This is a genomic window from Pseudomonas sp. F-14 TE3482 (genome assembly GCF_053629455.1).
This window is the reverse complement of record NZ_JBRJII010000001.1, coordinates 1901043-1916477: the sequence shown is the minus strand read 5'-3', so window position 1 is coordinate 1916477 and position 15435 is coordinate 1901043. Positions and strand designations below refer to the sequence as shown.

Sequence of the window (15435 nt, the reverse complement as noted above, 5' to 3'; positions counted from 1 at the left end):
CAATTACGGGTTCGAACGCCTCGTAAGGCTCCCCGGTTACTTGCGCGTTTATCCCAGTGACGACAAAACCCCACAGCCTAGGGCTGCGGGGTTGGGATGCTTGCTCAGCTAGACCTTTTCGACCTGGCTGAACTCTAGCTCTACCGGAGTAGAGCGACCGAAAATGAGCACTGCCACTTGGATCCGGCTCTTCTCGTAGTTAACTTCTTCAACCGTGCCAGTAAAATCAGCAAACGGCCCGTCATTGACACGCACCGACTCACCCGGCTCGAACAACGTCTTCGGCTTCGGCTTGTCGCTACCATCAGCAACGCGACGCAGAATCGCTTCTGCCTCTTTATCAGTGATCGGCGCAGGCTTATCAGCAGTACCGCCGATGAAACCCATCACCCGAGGAGTATCCTTGACCAAGTGCCAAGTACCCTCGTTCATGTCCATCTGGACCAGCACATAACCCGGGAAGAACTTGCGCTCGCTTTTGCGTTTCTGGCCATTACGCATTTCAACCACTTCTTCAGTGGGAACCAGAATTTCGCCAAAGCCATCTTCCATGCCAGCCAGCTTTACGCGCTCTACCAACGAGCGCATGACATGCTTCTCGTAACCGGAGTAAGCATGCACAACGTACCAACGCTTAGCCACGGGACACCCTTAGCCGACAATCAAGGAAACAAGCCAGCCGAGCAGGGAATCAAGCCCCCACAACAGCAACGCCATAACCAGGACAACAGCCACAACAATCAGCGTGGTCTGCGTGGTTTCTTGGCGAGTTGGCCATACGACTTTACGAATCTCGGTGCGAGCTTCCTTAACCAGTACAAAGAAAGACTTGCCCCTGACTGTCTGCAGGCCTACAAAGGCAGCTACAACAGCAATGACAAGCAAAGCAAGTACGCGGTACAGGATCGGCGAAGCAGAGTAATACTGATTGCCAACAACGCCAACAACCACCAAAGCGACTACTACTAGCCACTTGAGCAGATCGAAGCGAGAGCCTTGAGCTTCAGCTTTAGGAGTCATCTATGAAGATCCTGTGAAAAGAAAGCCAGACACACCAAGTGAATCTGGCAGGTCAGGAGGGAATCGAACCCCCAACCTACGGTTTTGGAGACCGTCGCTCTGCCAATTGAGCTACTGACCTAAAACAAAATCAGGCCGACCATTATGCCGGCCCGAAAAAGACATTACAACAACTTACTCGATGACTTTTGCTACGACACCAGCGCCGACGGTACGACCGCCCTCACGGATAGCGAAACGCAAACCATCTTCCATCGCGATGGTTTTGATCAGGGTAACGGTCATTTGAACGTTATCACCCGGCATCACCATTTCAACACCTTCTGGCAGCTCACAATTACCAGTCACGTCAGTTGTACGGAAGTAGAACTGTGGACGGTAGCCTTTGAAGAACGGAGTGTGACGACCGCCTTCTTCCTTGCTCAGAACGTAAACCTCAGCAGTGAACTTGGTATGCGGCTTGACAGTGCCGGGCTTGACCAGAACCTGACCACGCTCAACATCGTCACGCTTGGTACCACGCAGCAAAACGCCGCAGTTCTCACCTGCACGACCTTCGTCGAGCAGCTTGCGGAACATTTCAACACCAGTGCAAGTAGTTTTGACAGTGTCACGAAGACCAACAATCTCAACTTCTTCCTGAATGCGGACAATGCCACGCTCAACACGACCAGTCACAACAGTACCGCGACCGGAGATCGAGAACACATCCTCGATCGGCATCAGGAACGGCTTATCGATAGCACGCTCAGGCTGCGGAATATAGCTATCCAGAGTCTCGACCAACTTCTTGACGGCAGTAGTGCCCATCTCGTTGTCGTCTTGACCATTCAGCGCCATCAGCGCCGAACCAATGATGATCGGGGTGTCGTCACCTGGGAAGTCGTAAGCGCTCAACAGATCGCGCACTTCCATCTCAACCAGTTCCAGCAACTCAGCATCGTCAACCATGTCAGCCTTGTTCAGGAAGACAACGATGTACGGAACGCCAACCTGACGGGACAACAGGATGTGCTCACGGGTCTGCGGCATCGGACCATCAGCGGCCGAGCAAACCAGAATCGCACCATCCATCTGCGCAGCACCGGTAATCATGTTCTTCACGTAGTCGGCGTGACCCGGGCAGTCAACGTGTGCGTAGTGACGCACAGCCGAATCGTACTCAACGTGAGCAGTGTTAATGGTGATACCACGAGCTTTTTCTTCTGGGGCGCTATCGATCTTGTCGAAGTCAACCTTTGCCGAACCGAACACTTCGGAGCAGACGCGGGTCAGAGCGGCGGTCAAGGTCGTCTTGCCATGGTCTACGTGACCAATGGTGCCAACGTTGACGTGCGGCTTGTTACGTTCGAACTTTTCCTTAGCCATCGAAATCACCCCTAGCAGAAGAATTAAGCAAGTACTATCAGCCATTAAAACAAAGGCAGATATTTTCATATCTGCCTTGTTATATGGAGCTCTTGAGCGGATTTGAACCGCTGACCTCACCCTTACCAAGGGTGTGCTCTACCAACTGAGCTACAAGAGCGTAACACTTTGCAGGACCTGCAAACTTGGAGCGGGTAGCGGGAATCGAACCCGCATCATCAGCTTGGAAGGCTGAGGTTCTACCACTAAACTATACCCGCAGAGCTTGCAGCTCTCGCTAAAAATGGTGGAGGGGGAAGGATTCGAACCTTCGAAGTCGTAGACGTCAGATTTACAGTCTGATCCCTTTGGCCGCTCGGGAACCCCTCCTAAGCGAGCCGGCATTCTATATCATGCCAGCCTTCTGTCAAGCATTTTCTCATTAAAAACCTGAGGTTAGCTGCGTTGACCTCGCTTCACACTGCTGACCGCTAAAGGTCTTCACTGCGAAGCGGGCGCCATTCTATGCAAACTATTCGACGGGTGCAACCCCCTCGCACGGCATTATTTTATGTTTTAACTCATTGAATTCTTTAGAAAGGTTTTGCAACTGCGAGTCATCCAGCAAACGCCGGCTTTCCGGGGCTATGCGCACCCAGTAACCAGCATATTCGGGGAGATCCTTCGGCAAGGACTGAAACCTGATACCCATGTCACTCAATCGACGCTCGATTAGCTGGGCGACGTCCTGTCGAGTAGAACCTCCCAGATAGAGACAACTGCTATCCGCCTGCGTGGATTTTCCTTTGTCTCGAGCCGTATCCGTCGCCTCGCTCAACAAACGAATATCCTGCTGCGAGCCGCGATACAAACTCAAGGGCGTTACATCCTTCGCGCGAAGCGGAGCCTCCTGTTGGTGCCAGACGTAATAGAACACATTGAGAACAAGCAACAGCAGGAACAACCAACGCATAAATACCTCAGGACAAGGGACACGCCATCGCCAAACCTACAAATACCAGGTCTGGAACCACCCTGGCCTCGGGCACAATCTCGGAGACCAGATCAGCATCCCCTCCAGTCAGGAAGACTGCGAAATCTTCTCCCCAATAGCTGCGCGCCAACTCTAGCTGAGTCAGGACAAACCCTCTCAACATTAGCAAACAACCTCGCTCGACCGCCTCGACGGTTGTACGCCCAGGAACAAGACTCTCCAAAGCGCGCTCGGCAGCAAGATCTCCATAGCGAATTCTACGGGTATGGGTACGCAGCTGGTTGCGCATCAAAGGCATCCCCGGACAGATGAATCCTCCGAGATGCTCACCACCCCCTGCAATAAAGTCAGCCGTAACAGCCGTACCAAAGTCGAGCACTAGACAAGCACCCGAAGCCAGATGAAATCCTCCGAGCACTGCAAGCCAGCGATCAAGCCCTAGCCGCTCGAACTCCTCATAGCCATTTCGAACCCCGGACATCTCCCGAGCCGGTGCCGCGCACACGACGGAAACGCCAAAAGCCTCGGTCAACAGAGAAATCAGTGCACTGGTTTCTTCGGCGGTTCTGACACTAACCAAACGACAATGCATGAGAGCGAGCCCCTTGAGCCCTCTCAAGCTCTCCAGCAATGCGAGATCTGTATCAACGACCCCCTCGCCAATCACCCGCCGGACATCCTCGCCGAGCACACGCCATTTGATGAAACTGTTTCCACAATCGAGCTCAAGAATCATCGCGCAACCTCAGGCTGAGCTCGCCACCACTAAAGACCTTCTCCACACCATTCACCTTCAAGCGCAAGGCACCCTGACTATCGATACCCAGCACCTCCCCATCTATCTGACTCACACCGGCAATCAACGATACCGCCCGCCCCTGCCATAGATGATTTTGCTCCCACTCCGCCTGGATAGCCGAAAACCCGCCGGCCTGGTGGCGATTTAAATAGGCCTGGAGCATCAACCCTAACTCCGCAACCAGATGATTGCGATCAACGGCCTTACCCGACTTGAGACGCATGGACGTCCATTGCTGATCAACCTCATCGGTCATCTGCATATTCACATTTATTCCGACACCGATCACCACGTGACACACATCAGCAGGATCCCCCACCAACTCGAGCAGTATTCCAGCAATCTTTTGCTGACCCACCAGAACATCATTCGGCCACTTCAACCCCACACCCGAGACACCAAGCTCTCGCAAGGCCTGCATTACGGCAAGCCCGACAACAAGACTCAAGCCCTCCAGCTGCCGCATCCCACCATCAATACGCAGCACCAGACTGTAATAGATGTTTTCCGCGAACGGGCTGACCCATTTGCGCCCACGCCGTCCACGACCGGCCGTTTGCCGCTCAGCGAGCACCAGAAATGGCGCAGGCTGGCCACGCTCGATAGCGCGCAAGGCTTCAGCGTTGGTGGAGTCAATTGAGTCGAAGACTAGAATGGGCCACTCACAAGAAGGCGCCTGCGCGCTTATTTCCGCAGGATCAAGCAGTGTCAATGGCGCAGCTAGTTGATAGCCGCGACCGCGCACTTTGTGAATGGATAAACCGAGTTCAGCTTCCAGGTGCTGAAGCTGCTTCCATACAGCGCTACGACTGACGCCCAAGGCAGCACCCAGGGCTTGGCCCGAATGGAATCGACCATCCTTAAGAAGCTTTAACAACGTCAGCATGCAAGTCTCGCCTCACAATGAGGCCCGCATGATATCCATGCCCCGGGCTGTTGCATAGAAACCCTACAAGCGAGATTTTCCTGCGGACAAAACAAAACCCCTACCTGCATACGCAGATAGGGGTTTCGGAATTTAATCTTGACGATGACCTACTCTCACATGGGGAAACCCCACACTACCATCGGCGATGCATCGTTTCACTGCTGAGTTCGGGATGGGATCAGGTGGTTCCAATGCTCTATGGTCGTCAAGAAATTCGGTAGCCAGGTCGTTGGCCCTTACGGGTTCACGCTCCAGCGAATGGGTATGTGATAGCTTGGTGTTTTGTGAGTGTCACAAACTTTCGGTTCGTTTCGTCTTCACACACCGCAATCTGGTGCCTTTTCAGGTCAGCAAATTGCTTGGGTGTTATATGGTCAAGCCTCACGGGCAATTAGTATTGGTTAGCTCAACGCCTCACAGCGCTTACACACCCAACCTATCAACGTCGTAGTCTTCGACGGCCCTTCAGGGGACTCAAGGTCCCAGTGAGATCTCATCTTGAGGCTAGTTTCCCGCTTAGATGCTTTCAGCGGTTATCTATTCCGAACATAGCTACCCGGCAATGCCACTGGCGTGACAACCGGAACACCAGAGGTTCGTCCACTCCGGTCCTCTCGTACTAGGAGCAGCCCCTCTCAAATCTCAAACGTCCACGGCAGATAGGGACCGAACTGTCTCACGACGTTCTAAACCCAGCTCGCGTACCACTTTAAATGGCGAACAGCCATACCCTTGGGACCGGCTTCAGCCCCAGGATGTGATGAGCCGACATCGAGGTGCCAAACACCGCCGTCGATATGAACTCTTGGGCGGTATCAGCCTGTTATCCCCGGAGTACCTTTTATCCGTTGAGCGATGGCCCTTCCATACAGAACCACCGGATCACTAAGACCTACTTTCGTACCTGCTCGACGTGTCTGTCTCGCAGTCAAGCGCGCTTTTGCCTTTATACTCTACGACCGATTTCCGACCGGTCTGAGCGCACCTTCGTACTCCTCCGTTACTCTTTAGGAGGAGACCGCCCCAGTCAAACTACCCACCATACACTGTCCTCGATCCGGATAACGGACCTGAGTTAGAACCTCAAAGTTGCCAGGGTGGTATTTCAAGGTTGGCTCCACGCGAACTGGCGTCCACGCTTCAAAGCCTCCCACCTATCCTACACAAGCAAATTCAAAGTCCAGTGCAAAGCTATAGTAAAGGTTCACGGGGTCTTTCCGTCTAGCCGCGGATACACTGCATCTTCACAGCGATTTCAATTTCACTGAGTCTCGGGTGGAGACAGCGCCGCCATCGTTACGCCATTCGTGCAGGTCGGAACTTACCCGACAAGGAATTTCGCTACCTTAGGACCGTTATAGTTACGGCCGCCGTTTACCGGGGCTTCGATCAAGAGCTTCGCGTTAGCTAACCCCATCAATTAACCTTCCGGCACCGGGCAGGCGTCACACCCTATACGTCCACTTTCGTGTTTGCAGAGTGCTGTGTTTTTAATAAACAGTCGCAGCGGCCTGGTATCTTCGACCGGCGTGGGCTTACGCAGTAAATGCTTCACCCTCACCGGCGCACCTTCTCCCGAAGTTACGGTGCCATTTTGCCTAGTTCCTTCACCCGAGTTCTCTCAAGCGCCTTGGTATTCTCTACCCAACCACCTGTGTCGGTTTGGGGTACGGTTCCTGGTTACCTGAAGCTTAGAAGCTTTTCTTGGAAGCATGGCATCAACCACTTCGTGTTCTAAAAGAACACTCGTCATCAGCTCTCGGCCTTAGAATCCCGGATTTACCTAAGATTCCAGCCTACCACCTTAAACTTGGACAACCAACGCCAAGCTGGCCTAGCCTTCTCCGTCCCTCCATCGCAATAACCAGAAGTACAGGAATATTAACCTGTTTTCCATCGACTACGCTTTTCAGCCTCGCCTTAGGGACCGACTAACCCTGCGTCGATTAACGTTGCGCAGGAAACCTTGGTCTTTCGGCGTGGGTGTTTTTCACACCCATTGTCGTTACTCATGTCAGCATTCGCACTTCTGATACCTCCAGCAAGCTTCTCAACTCACCTTCACAGGCTTACAGAACGCTCCTCTACCGCATCACCTAAGTGATACCCGTAGCTTCGGTGTATGGTTTGAGCCCCGTTACATCTTCCGCGCAGGCCGACTCGACTAGTGAGCTATTACGCTTTCTTTAAAGGGTGGCTGCTTCTAAGCCAACCTCCTAGCTGTCTAAGCCTTCCCACATCGTTTCCCACTTAACCATAACTTTGGGACCTTAGCTGACGGTCTGGGTTGTTTCCCTTTTCACGACGGACGTTAGCACCCGCCGTGTGTCTCCCATGCTCGGCACTTGTAGGTATTCGGAGTTTGCATCGGTTTGGTAAGTCGGGATGACCCCCTAGCCGAAACAGTGCTCTACCCCCTACAGTGATACATGAGGCGCTACCTAAATAGCTTTCGAGGAGAACCAGCTATCTCCGAGCTTGATTAGCCTTTCACTCCGATCCACAGGTCATCCGCTAACTTTTCAACGGTAGTCGGTTCGGTCCTCCAGTTAGTGTTACCCAACCTTCAACCTGCCCATGGATAGATCGCCCGGTTTCGGGTCTATTCCCAGCGACTAGACGCCCTATTAAGACTCGCTTTCGCTACGCCTCCCCTATTCGGTTAAGCTCGCCACTGAAAATAAGTCGCTGACCCATTATACAAAAGGTACGCAGTCACCCAACAAAGTGGGCTCCCACTGCTTGTACGCATACGGTTTCAGGATCTATTTCACTCCCCTCTCCGGGGTTCTTTTCGCCTTTCCCTCACGGTACTAGTTCACTATCGGTCAGTCAGTAGTATTTAGCCTTGGAGGATGGTCCCCCCATATTCAGACAAAGTTTCTCGTGCTCCGTCCTACTCGATTTCATGACCAAGAGATTTTCGCGTACAGGGCTATCACCCACTATGGCCGCACTTTCCAGAGCGTTCCGCTAATCTCAAAGCCACTTAAGGGCTAGTCCCCGTTCGCTCGCCACTACTAAGGGAATCTCGGTTGATTTCTTTTCCTCAGGGTACTTAGATGTTTCAGTTCCCCTGGTTCGCTTCTTAAGCCTATGTATTCAGCTTAAGATACCTAACTTATGTTAGGTGGGTTCCCCCATTCAGACATCTCCGGATCAAAGTCTGTTTGCCGACTCCCCGAAGCTTTTCGCAGGCTACCACGTCTTTCATCGCCTCTGACTGCCAAGGCATCCACCGTATGCGCTTCTTCACTTGACCATATAACCCCAAGCAATCTGGTTATACTGTGAAGACGACATTCGCCGAAAATTCGCGATTAAACTCACAAATTTTACCTTAGCCTGATCACCACCAGTGAAAGTGGCCATCAGTCTATCTTTCTATCACATACCCAAATTTTTAAAGAACGATCTAATCAAAAGACTAGAAATCAATATTCACAGCGGAATATTCATTTCTAAACTCTCAAACGTGTCGAAGCAGTTTATGGTGGAGCCAAGCGGGATCGAACCGCTGACCTCCTGCGTGCAAGGCAGGCGCTCTCCCAGCTGAGCTATGGCCCCATAACAAAATTGGTGGGTCTGGGCAGATTCGAACTGCCGACCTCACCCTTATCAGGGGTGCGCTCTAACCAACTGAGCTACAGACCCAATTTCGAGCTTGTAACTGTTAGCGTTGAGCTATCAGCTTGGAGCTTAAAGCTGCTTCTATCGTCTTCTTCAATGAATCAAGCAATTCGTGTGGGAACTTATGGAGCAGCTGATGTCGTCGATTAAGGAGGTGATCCAGCCGCAGGTTCCCCTACGGCTACCTTGTTACGACTTCACCCCAGTCATGAATCACACCGTGGTAACCGTCCTCCCGAAGGTTAGACTAGCTACTTCTGGTGCAACCCACTCCCATGGTGTGACGGGCGGTGTGTACAAGGCCCGGGAACGTATTCACCGCGACATTCTGATTCGCGATTACTAGCGATTCCGACTTCACGCAGTCGAGTTGCAGACTGCGATCCGGACTACGATCGGTTTTCTGGGATTAGCTCCACCTCGCGGCTTGGCAACCCTCTGTACCGACCATTGTAGCACGTGTGTAGCCCAGGCCGTAAGGGCCATGATGACTTGACGTCATCCCCACCTTCCTCCGGTTTGTCACCGGCAGTCTCCTTAGAGTGCCCACCATCACGTGCTGGTAACTAAGGACAAGGGTTGCGCTCGTTACGGGACTTAACCCAACATCTCACGACACGAGCTGACGACAGCCATGCAGCACCTGTCTCAATGTTCCCGAAGGCACCAATCCATCTCTGGAAAGTTCATTGGATGTCAAGGCCTGGTAAGGTTCTTCGCGTTGCTTCGAATTAAACCACATGCTCCACCGCTTGTGCGGGCCCCCGTCAATTCATTTGAGTTTTAACCTTGCGGCCGTACTCCCCAGGCGGTCAACTTAATGCGTTAGCTGCGCCACTAAGAGCTCAAGGCTCCCAACGGCTAGTTGACATCGTTTACGGCGTGGACTACCAGGGTATCTAATCCTGTTTGCTCCCCACGCTTTCGCACCTCAGTGTCAGTATCAGTCCAGGTGGTCGCCTTCGCCACTGGTGTTCCTTCCTATATCTACGCATTTCACCGCTACACAGGAAATTCCACCACCCTCTACCATACTCTAGCTCGTCAGTTTTGAATGCAGTTCCCAGGTTGAGCCCGGGGATTTCACATCCAACTTAACGAACCACCTACGCGCGCTTTACGCCCAGTAATTCCGATTAACGCTTGCACCCTCTGTATTACCGCGGCTGCTGGCACAGAGTTAGCCGGTGCTTATTCTGTCGGTAACGTCAAAACAGATACGTATTAGGTAACTGCCCTTCCTCCCAACTTAAAGTGCTTTACAATCCGAAGACCTTCTTCACACACGCGGCATGGCTGGATCAGGCTTTCGCCCATTGTCCAATATTCCCCACTGCTGCCTCCCGTAGGAGTCTGGACCGTGTCTCAGTTCCAGTGTGACTGATCATCCTCTCAGACCAGTTACGGATCGTCGCCTTGGTGAGCCATTACCTCACCAACTAGCTAATCCGACCTAGGCTCATCTGATAGCGCAAGGCCCGAAGGTCCCCTGCTTTCTCCCGTAGGACGTATGCGGTATTAGCGTCCGTTTCCGAGCGTTATCCCCCACTACCAGGCAGATTCCTAGGCATTACTCACCCGTCCGCCGCTCGCCACCAGGTACAAGTACCCGTGCTGCCGCTCGACTTGCATGTGTTAGGCCTGCCGCCAGCGTTCAATCTGAGCCATGATCAAACTCTTCAGTTCAAACATCTTTGGGTTTTTAAGAAACCCTAAACTTGGCTCAGCAATCGTTGGTTACATCTTTGATTTCTCGCGGAGTAACTTGTGATGCTGATAATCTTGTTGACTATCAGTCTGACTCCACAAGCACCCACACGAATTGCTTGATTCAGTTGTTAAAGAGCGGTTGGTTAAGATCTTTCGTCTCAACCGAGGCGCGCATTCTACAGCAGCCTCTGTTACTGTCAAGCGGTTATTTTCAGAAGTTTTCAAAGTTTCGCTTGGGAATCTTCAACAACTTCAACCACTTGCGCTTCCGATCTCTCGCTAGCGGGAGGCGAATTCTACAGCGTTACTCGCTGCTGTCAACACCTCTTTTTCTCCGCTTTCGACCGAGATGATCGAACCGTCAAAAGAGCCAAACAACACCGCTCTTTCAACTCCTTCTGGCTTCGATGAACTGAAGCGTAACCGCTGCCGAAAACTGCATAACTCATTGTTTACCAAGGAGTTTTCCGTTTCGACTGCGCCGGAAGTGGGGCGAATTATAGACGTCCAGAATCTGCCGTCAACCCCTGATTTCAGCTTTATTCGGATTTGAGCGTAATACGCGCAAATGCCTTCTTCCCGGCCTGGCAAACATGGGTCGCGCCCAGTACGTATATAAAGGTGCGATCAACAACCTCACCATCTATACGCACACCACCAGAACCCAGAAGGTCGCGCGCCACAGCGGAGTTCTTCACCAGGCCCGCTTTATTAAGAACAGCAGCAATCGGCATATCCTCGACAGCGGTCAGCTCGATCTCTGGCAGATCATCCGGCAGCTCACCGTCTTTCATACGGTTCCCCGCCGCACGGTGAGCATTGGCCGCAGCCTCTTCACCATGGAAACGCGCAACGATCTCTTCGGCCAGCTTGATTTTGATATCACGCGGATTCGCGCCTGCTTCGACGTCAAGCCGAAAAGCATTGATCTCTTCCATGGAGCGAAAGCTGAGCAACTCGAAGTAACGCCACATCAGCGCATCCGGAATAGAGACCAGCTTGCCATACATGACACCCGGAGCTTCCTGGATACCGACATAGTTGCCCAACGACTTGGACATCTTCTTCACGCCATCCAGACCTTCGAGCAATGGCATTGTCAGAATGCACTGAGCCTCCTGACCATAACTACGTTGCAGCTCACGCCCCATCAGCAGGTTGAACTTCTGATCGGTACCACCCAGCTCGACATCCGCACGCAAAGCGACCGAGTCATAACCCTGAACCAGCGGATAGAGGAATTCGTGAATGGCGATTGGCTGATTGGTAGTGTAGCGCTTGTCGAAATCGTCGCGCTCAAGCATGCGAGCCACGGTGTATTGCGAAGTCAGACGAATGAAGTCGGCTGGCCCCATCTGATCCATCCAGGTGGAGTTGAACGCCACTTCGGTCTTGGCCGGATCAAGAATCTTGAAGACTTGAGTCTTGTAGGTCTCGGCATTCTCGAGAACCTGCTCACGGGTGAGCGGAGGACGTGTCGCGCTCTTGCCGCTTGGATCACCGATCATCCCGGTGAAATCACCTATAAGGAAGATCACCTGGTGCCCCAGATCCTGGAACTGGCGCAGCTTATTAATAAGCACGGTGTGACCCAGGTGCAAATCCGGCGCGGTCGGATCGAAGCCTGCCTTAATACGCAGCGGCTGGCCACGCTTGAGTTTCTCGATCAGCTCGGACTCGACCAACAGTTCTTCTGCACCACGTTTGATCAGCGCTAGCTGCTCTTCAACCGACTTCATAACAGACCCGCAAGGCTCAGATTCAAAGGGGAACAACCATACAAGATCGCGCACCAAATACAAGTTTTGCCCGGCGCGCGGATGCCAATCCACGGACAGAGCGCTCGCAGACTTGCTTCAGAGATGATTTGGTTATATTTTATACAGTTATTTCGTCTTCATCATGTCATTCATCTTTTCCAATTCATCTTTTCAAAGTCAAAATTACCTATGACCACAGAACCGTCTAAAGCGCCGCCGCTTTACCCGAAGACCCACCTGCTCGCAGCAAGTGGCATCGCCGCCCTTCTCAGCCTGGCGCTTCTGGTATTCCCTTCCAGTGATGTTGAAGCCAAAAAGACGACCCTGAGTCTTGAACTGGAAAGCCCTGCAGAACAACTGACACAAGATCAAGACGCCGCCGACACCGTCCAAGCCACAAATGAGCCGGCAGCCTCCCCCTTCGCGCAGATCGAAAACAGCGCCGAAGAGACTCAGGAAACTGCCCAGGCCGCCCCCGCCCCTGCTCCCGCGCCAGTCGTCGAAGAGAAGAAGGCACCAGGCCATAAAGAAGTGATCGTCAGTAAAGGTGACACTCTCTCGACTTTGTTCGAGAAAGTCGGCCTTCCGGCCACTTCGGTGCATGAAGTACTGGCCGGCGACAAGCAGGCCAAGCAGTTCAGCCAACTCAAACATGGCCAGAAGCTTGAGTTCGAACTGAACCCTGATGGCCAGCTGACCAATTTGCACAGCAAAGTCAGCGACACGGAAAGCATCAGCCTGACCAAGAATGACAAGGGTTATACGTTCAATCGCATTACCGCCAAGCCCACCGTTCGCTCCGCCTACGTTCATGGCGTGATCAACAGTTCGCTGTCGCAATCTGCCGCCCGAGCCGGTTTGTCCCACAGCCTCACCATGGATATGGCCAGCGTGTTTGGCTATGACGTCGACTTTGCCCAGGATATTCGCCAAGGTGACGAGTTTGATGTGATCTATGAACAGAAGGTCGTCAACGGTAAAGCTGTCGGCAACGGCCCGATCCTCTCCGCACGCTTCACCAACCGCGGCAAGACTTACACTGCGGTGCGCTACACCAACAAACAAGGCAACAGCAGCTACTACACGGCTGACGGCAACAGCATGCGCAAGGCGTTTATCCGTACCCCGGTAGACTTCGCCCGCATCAGCTCGAAATTCTCCATGGGCCGCAAGCACCCGATTCTGAACAAAATCCGCGCCCACAAGGGTGTCGATTACGCGGCACCACGCGGTACGCCGATCAAGGCTGCCGGCGACGGCAAAGTATTGTTGGCAGGTCGTCGCGGCGGTTACGGCAACACCGTGATCATCCAGCACGGCAATACCTATCGCACGCTATACGGCCATATGCAGGGCTTTGCCAAAGGCATCAAGACTGGCGGCAGCGTCAAGCAAGGTCAGGTGATCGGCTACATCGGCACCACCGGCCTCTCCACCGGCCCGCACTTGCACTACGAGTTCCAGGTCAATGGCGTGCACGTCGACCCGCTGGGTCAGAAGGTGGCGATGGCCGATCCGATCTCCAAAGCTGAACGCTCACGCTTCCTCGCGCAAAGCCAACCGCTGATGGCGCGCATGGATCAAGAGAAAACCACCCAGCTGGCTTCGAGTAAACGCTAAGCCATGGCGCTCTATATAGGTGTGATGTCCGGGACCAGCCTTGATGGCCTGGACATTGCGTTGATCGAGCAAACCCCGGCGATCAAGCTGATCGCCACCCATTACATCCCTATGCCTGATTCCCTGCGCGCCGAGCTGCTTGGCTTGTGCGCCAGCGGGCCGGACGAGATTGCCCGCTCCGCCATTGCCCAGCAGAACTGGGTGAAACTGGCCGCTCAGGGCATTCACACCCTCCTCGACCAACAAAATCTGAAACCCGACGACATTCGCGCGATTGGCAGCCACGGCCAGACCATTCGCCACGAGCCGGCGCGCGGGTTTACGGTGCAAATCGGTAACCCCGCCTTACTCACCGAGCTGACCGGCATCACCGTCGTCAGCGATTTCCGCAGCCGCGATGTAGCCGCTGGCGGACAAGGCGCGCCACTGGTTCCAGCCTTTCACGAAGCCCTGTTTGAAGAACGGCCTGGCAACCGCGCGGTATTGAACGTCGGCGGGTTCAGCAACCTCAGCCTGATCGAACCCGGCAAGCCTGTTGCCGGGTTTGACTGCGGCCCCGGGAACGTCCTGCTGGATGCCTGGATTCACCAACAACGGGGCGATAACTTTGATCGTGACGGTCAATGGGCCGCCAGCGGCAAGGTTGAACCTATCCTGCTGAACGAGCTGCTCAGTGATCCATTCTTTGTGACCCAAGGCCCGAAGAGCACCGGCCGCGAAGTATTCAATCTCCCATGGCTGATGCAACATCTGTCGCAGCTACCGACCTTCGCTGCCGAAGACGTACAGGCCACGCTGCTTGAGCTGACTGCGCTGACCATTATCGAGTCATTGCAAAGCGCCCAATCGGATACACGTGAGCTGCTGGTTTGTGGGGGCGGCGCGCACAACGCCACGCTGATGAAGCGCCTGGCCAGCCTGTTGCCGAATGCGAAAGTCAGCAGCACCGCTGCGTATGGTGTAGACCCGGACTGGGTCGAAGCCATGGCCTTCGCCTGGTTGGCTCATTGCTGCCTGGAAGGTATCGCGGCCAACCGTCCGAGTGTCACCGGTGCCCGCGGCCTGCGCGTACTCGGCGCCATCTACCCCGCCTGAGGAAACCCCAGACAGCAAAACGCCGCAAAGTCCTGAGACTCTGCGGCGCCTGGTAATGCGGTGGGGTGCGATCAGATCGAGAACGAAGAGCCACAGCCACAGGTGGTGGTAGCGTTCGGATTCTTGATCACGAAACGCGAACCTTCCAGACCTTCCTGGTAATCCACTTCGGCACCAGCCAAGTACTGGAAGCTCATCGGATCGACTACCAGACTGACGCCTTCGCGCTCGACGATGGTGTCGTCATCGGCCACTTCTTCATCGAAGGTGAAGCCGTATTGAAACCCTGAACAACCGCCGCCCGTAACGAATACGCGCAGCTTCAAGCGATCATTCCCCTCTTCATCGACCAGGCTCTTCACCTTGTGCGCGGCACCGTGGGTGAATTGCAAAGCCGTGGGGGTGAAGGATTCGACGCTCATGCTGACTATCTCCCGGCGCTACGCCGCCATAATGCGTGATGACGCGCATTATCCGCTTCTCCCAGAAAATCGGTCAACTATTGTTACGGTATATCAATCAATCCAATTGT

General features: G+C 53.7%; 10 protein-coding genes, 6 tRNA genes and 3 rRNA genes. 2 read left to right on the top strand and 17 right to left on the bottom strand.

Annotated elements, in window-relative coordinates:
- Positions 1–108: 108 nt before the first annotated feature.
- The 16 genes from nusG to tyrS form a co-directional block, all read right to left on the bottom strand.
- Complete coding sequence (gene nusG / locus AB7M26_RS08540; RefSeq protein WP_007896622.1) at positions 109–642, bottom strand: transcription termination/antitermination protein NusG; 534 nt, start codon at positions 640–642, stop codon at positions 109–111.
- Between the two features lie 9 nt (positions 643–651).
- Entirely contained in the window at positions 652–1020 is a 369-nt protein-coding gene (secE, locus tag AB7M26_RS08535; RefSeq protein ID WP_123498442.1) for a preprotein translocase subunit SecE, read from the bottom strand.
- 45 nt (positions 1021–1065) lie between these two features.
- Positions 1066–1141 (bottom strand) — tRNA-Trp (locus AB7M26_RS08530).
- Positions 1142–1194: 53 nt separating this feature from the next.
- The gene (gene tuf / locus AB7M26_RS08525; RefSeq protein WP_019693885.1) at positions 1195–2388 is read right to left on the bottom strand and encodes an elongation factor Tu; all 1194 of its coding nucleotides are present in this window, start codon (positions 2386–2388) and stop codon (positions 1195–1197) included.
- 84 nt (positions 2389–2472) lie between these two features.
- Positions 2473–2548 (bottom strand) — tRNA-Thr (locus AB7M26_RS08520).
- Between the two features lie 26 nt (positions 2549–2574).
- Positions 2575–2648: transfer RNA gene (locus tag AB7M26_RS08515), tRNA-Gly, on the bottom strand.
- A gap of 24 nt (positions 2649–2672) precedes the next feature.
- Positions 2673–2757: transfer RNA gene (locus tag AB7M26_RS08510), tRNA-Tyr, on the bottom strand.
- 142 nt (positions 2758–2899) lie between these two features.
- Entirely contained in the window at positions 2900–3340 is a 441-nt protein-coding gene (locus AB7M26_RS08505; protein ID WP_123498440.1) for a hypothetical protein, read from the bottom strand.
- 7 nt (positions 3341–3347) lie between these two features.
- The gene (locus AB7M26_RS08500; RefSeq protein ID WP_123498438.1) at positions 3348–4097 is read right to left on the bottom strand and encodes a pantothenate kinase; all 750 of its coding nucleotides are present in this window, start codon (positions 4095–4097) and stop codon (positions 3348–3350) included.
- The gene (gene birA / locus AB7M26_RS08495; protein WP_123498436.1) at positions 4087–5046 is read right to left on the bottom strand and encodes a bifunctional biotin--[acetyl-CoA-carboxylase] ligase/biotin operon repressor BirA; all 960 of its coding nucleotides are present in this window, start codon (positions 5044–5046) and stop codon (positions 4087–4089) included. Before birA ends, AB7M26_RS08500 begins: the two co-directional genes overlap by 11 nt.
- 136 nt (positions 5047–5182) lie before the next feature.
- A 5S ribosomal RNA gene (gene rrf, locus AB7M26_RS08490) occupies positions 5183–5298 on the bottom strand.
- A 160-nt stretch (positions 5299–5458) separates the two neighbouring features.
- Positions 5459–8350 (bottom strand): 23S ribosomal RNA (locus AB7M26_RS08485).
- Between the two features lie 229 nt (positions 8351–8579).
- Positions 8580–8655, bottom strand: a tRNA-Ala gene (locus AB7M26_RS08480).
- 10 nt (positions 8656–8665) lie between these two features.
- Positions 8666–8742: transfer RNA gene (locus AB7M26_RS08475), tRNA-Ile, on the bottom strand.
- A gap of 123 nt (positions 8743–8865) precedes the next feature.
- Positions 8866–10404, bottom strand: a 16S ribosomal RNA gene (locus AB7M26_RS08470).
- Together the 16S, 23S and 5S rRNA genes with 2 tRNA genes alongside form the textbook arrangement of a ribosomal RNA operon.
- 563 nt (positions 10405–10967) lie before the next feature.
- Positions 10968–12167, bottom strand: coding sequence for a tyrosine--tRNA ligase (gene tyrS, locus AB7M26_RS08465; RefSeq protein WP_123497440.1), 1200 nt, complete (start codon positions 12165–12167; stop codon positions 10968–10970).
- 210 nt (positions 12168–12377) lie between these two features.
- Here tyrS and AB7M26_RS08460 point away from each other — a divergent pair, with 210 nt between their 5' ends.
- Both AB7M26_RS08460 and AB7M26_RS08455 read left to right on the top strand, forming a co-directional pair.
- Complete coding sequence (locus tag AB7M26_RS08460) at positions 12378–13808, top strand: peptidoglycan DD-metalloendopeptidase family protein (protein ID WP_123497438.1); 1431 nt, start codon at positions 12378–12380, stop codon at positions 13806–13808.
- A 3-nt stretch (positions 13809–13811) separates the two neighbouring features.
- Positions 13812–14903: an anhydro-N-acetylmuramic acid kinase gene (locus AB7M26_RS08455; protein ID WP_123497436.1), complete on the top strand. Its 1092-nt coding sequence runs from the start codon at positions 13812–13814 to the stop codon at positions 14901–14903.
- A gap of 71 nt (positions 14904–14974) precedes the next feature.
- Here the strand turns inward: AB7M26_RS08455 and erpA are convergent, their stop codons facing one another.
- Complete coding sequence (erpA, locus tag AB7M26_RS08450; protein ID WP_007906865.1) at positions 14975–15325, bottom strand: iron-sulfur cluster insertion protein ErpA; 351 nt, start codon at positions 15323–15325, stop codon at positions 14975–14977.
- Positions 15326–15435: the final 110 nt, after the last annotated feature.